Raw genomic sequence first — 408 nt, 5'->3', positions numbered from 1 at the left:
CGTGAGCATGCCGGGCGCGTGCGTGGGCTGACGGCGTGAGCCGCGCATGATGCGGTCATCGTCGGCCTGCACCCAGTAGGCGAGGGCGCCGCCGAGATCCATGAGCGGGTCGCCGAGCGTCGCCATCTCCCAGTCGAGGACACCGATGACGCGCGTCGGGTCGTCGTGCGCGAGGACGAGGTTGTCGAAGCGGAAATCGTTGTGAATCAGGCAGTTTCCGACGTCGTGTGGCTGGTGCTCGTCGAGCCAGGCCATCACCTTCTCGAACGATCCGGTGCCGTGACGCACACCGTGCGTACGTGCCTTGCGGTAGCGCGCCGACCATCCGTCGACCTGCCGCTTGACGTACCCCTCCCCCTTGCCGAAGCGCTCAAGCTCGGTGCCGGCGACGTCGATCGAGTGCAACGC

At 67.4% G+C, this 408-nt stretch carries 1 protein-coding gene; it reads right to left on the bottom strand.

Features of this window, described 5'->3' with window-relative positions:
* A partial coding sequence (locus tag GO615_RS30065; protein WP_169133109.1) for a phosphotransferase family protein occupies positions 1-408 on the bottom strand: 408 nt, incomplete at both ends.

The sequence above is a fragment of the Aromatoleum evansii genome (assembly GCF_012910805.1).
In the GTDB taxonomy this organism is placed as follows: domain Bacteria; phylum Pseudomonadota; class Gammaproteobacteria; order Burkholderiales; family Rhodocyclaceae; genus Aromatoleum; species Aromatoleum evansii.
Note: the sequence above shows the minus strand (reverse complement) of the source record. Positions and strands in the feature narration are given on the sequence as shown.